This window comes from Paracraurococcus ruber, from assembly GCF_004353985.1.
Lineage (GTDB): Bacteria > Pseudomonadota > Alphaproteobacteria > Acetobacterales > Acetobacteraceae > Paracraurococcus > Paracraurococcus ruber.
Window position 1 is genome coordinate 1 of record NZ_SMOA01000473.1, and the last position, 2,627, is coordinate 2,627.

The following is a 2,627-nucleotide window of genomic DNA, read 5'->3' on the forward strand; positions in this document are numbered from 1 at the left end:
CGCCCGCCGCCGCCCGCGCCGCGCCGGGCGCCAGGACCAGCGGCAGCAGCAGGGCGATGCCGAGCGGCAGGGCGACCAGCGCCGCCAGCAGCGGCGCGCCGGCCAGCAGCGCGCCGCCGGCCAGCACGATGGCCAGGGCCGAGAGCACCGGCACCATGGCCCGCAGGTACAGCCCGTCCAGCGCATCCACGTCCGACACCAGCCGCCCCAGCAGGTCGCCGGACCGCCCCAGGCCGATGCCGGAGGGCAGCCGCTCCGCCAGGCGGCGGAAGAACCAGATGCGGGTATCCGCCAGCGCCCGGAAGGTGGCGGCATGGGTGGCCATGCGTTCCCACCAGCGCGCCGCCGGCCGCAGCAGGACCAGCGGCCGCAGCAGCAGGAAGACCAGCCCGCCGCCGAGCGCGGCGCCGCCCAGCGCCGCCGCGATACCCTGCCCGGCCAGCGAGAGCAGGGCGACGCCGAGCAGCGCCGAGAGGACGGAGACCGCGACGCCCAGCAGCAGCCACGGGGCCTGGGCGCGCCAGAGGCCGAGGACGCGGGCGAGGTCCGTCAGCATGGGCGTGTCACGTGTGGCGCCGTCGCGGGAGGGACGCAGCCCCTCCCGGTTGGCGGCACTGCCGCCACCCTCAGCCGGGGACCGCACCGGCCCCCGGCCCCCCGTATGGGTTCGTCGCTTCCGGATGGGCCCCGCCGGCGCCCCTCGGAGAGCAAAGGCTCAGGCCGGTCCAGGGGTCGCCTGACCCCTGGTGGGGGGAGCGCGAGGGGGGCAAGGCCCCTCCCGCAAAGGCCCAGGCCGCCGCTCACCCCGCCACCCCCGCGCGCGGCGTGCCCGCCACGCGCCCGGCCTCAATCTCCAGCACCCGTCCCAGCCTGGCGCGCGCGCCGCTGTGGCTGGCGATGATGGCGGTACGGCCCAGGCACAGCTTCTGCAAGCTCTCGATCACCAGCGCCTCGGTCCCCGGGTCCAGATGCGCCGTCGGCTCGTCCAGCAGCACCAGCGGCGCGTCGCGCAGGAAGGCGCGGGCCAGCGCCACCCGCTGCGCCTGCCCGCCCGACAGGCCCCAGCCCCCCTCCCCCACCAGCGTGTCCAGGCCGTCTGGCAAGGCCTCGGCGAAATCCAGCACCCGAGCGGCACGGGCGGCAGCCTCCACCTGCCCGGCCGTCGCGTCCGGCCGGGCGAAGCGGATATTCTCCCGCAAGGTCGCGCGGAACAGATGCGGCGTCTGCCCGACATAGGCGGACAGGCGCCGCAACTCCTCCGGCCGCAGGGCCAGCGCATCCTGGCCATTGATCGCCACGCGCCCCGCCTCCGGCCGGGCGAAGCCCATCAGGATCCGCAGCACGGAGGATTTCCCGGCGCCCGAAGGCCCGGCCAGCACCAGCGTCTCCCCGGAATTGGCGCGGAAGCTCAGCCCATCGAGCGCCGGCGGCCGCGCCGGGTCGTAGGACAGGCGGACATCGGTGAAGGTGACGACCACGCGGGGCGGGATCGCCTCCAGCCGCAGGCCCTCCGGCTCGCCGGCCTCCAGCAGGGGCGCCAGGGCGCTGGCGGCGCCGGCGGCCTGCAGCCGGTCCTGGTAGGCGGCGGCGAAGCCGCGCAGCGGCGCGAAGAAGGCCGGCACCATCAGCAGGGAGAAGATGGCGGCGGTCGGGTCGGCGCCGCCGCCCAGCAGGTCCCGGTGCCGCCAGGCGAGGCAGGCCAGCACGCCGCCCGCCAGCAATTCCAGCGCCGTGCCGGACAGGAAGGCGACGCGCAGCACCTTCATCGTATGGCCGCGCAATTCGGTTGCGGCGGTGCCGAGCGCCTCGGCCTCGGCCTCCTGCCGGTTGAACAGCACCAGCGTCGGCAGGCCGCGCATGCGGTCGAGGAAGCGGCCGGAAAGCCGGCCCAGCGCCTCGAATTGCCGGCGGCTGGCCTGGGCGGCGCCGATTCCGGTCAGCGCCATCGCCACCGGGTAAAGCAGCCCGGCGAGGCCCAGGATGACCCCGCTGCCGGCATCCGCCCAGGCGACGGCGGCGCAGACCAGGGGCGGGCCCAGCATGGCCAGCGCCGCGGCGGGGATCCAGCGGGCGAAATAGCCGTCGAGCACCTCCACCCGGTCCACGACCAGCGAGGCGCGGTCGCCGACGCCGCTGGCATCGGCCGGGCCGAGGGCGAGCAGCCGGGCGAAGGCGGCGTCGCGCAGCCGGGCCCGCGCCGCCTCCCCCGCCGCCAGCTGCGCGCGTTCCTGCGCCAGGGCGAGGCCGGCGCCCAGCACCGCCAGTGCCGCGGCGGCGGCCAGCGCCCCCCAGCCGGAGGCGCCATGCCCGAGCAGCGTGGCGAGCAGCCCGGCCACCAGCCAGGCGCCACCGATGGCCGCCAGCAGGGCGCCCGCGCCGAACAGGATGGGCGGCAGCACCTGCCGGCGCAGGGCACGGGTTTCGCGGCGCAGCAGCGCCCGGGCGGCGCCGTCCCGCCCCGCCTGGGGAGAGTCCATGCGCCCAGTCTAGAGCGGATCGCGGAGGGCCGTGAACGGCCCCGGGCGGAAATCTGCCCTGTCATGCGGGCATCGTCATGCGGGCACGGGGGCGCCGCGGCGTCCCGCGCCGGAGGCTGCGGCGCGCCCGGCCCGGGCGCTGGCGGTCGT

At 77.4% G+C, this 2,627-nt stretch carries 1 protein-coding gene and 1 pseudogene; both read right to left on the reverse strand.

Translation table 11 applies throughout. The annotated features are described in order from the left end of the window. Positions 1 to 556: pseudogene (locus tag E2C05_RS30895) on the reverse strand (thiol reductant ABC exporter subunit CydC); the annotation flags it as partial. A 244-nt stretch (positions 557 to 800) separates the two neighbouring features. Continuing rightward, on the reverse strand, positions 801 to 2,477 hold the full coding sequence (gene cydD / locus E2C05_RS30900) for a thiol reductant ABC exporter subunit CydD (protein WP_133223440.1): 1,677 nt from the start codon (positions 2,475 to 2,477) through the stop codon (positions 801 to 803). Between the last annotated feature and the right edge of the window lie 150 nt (positions 2,478 to 2,627).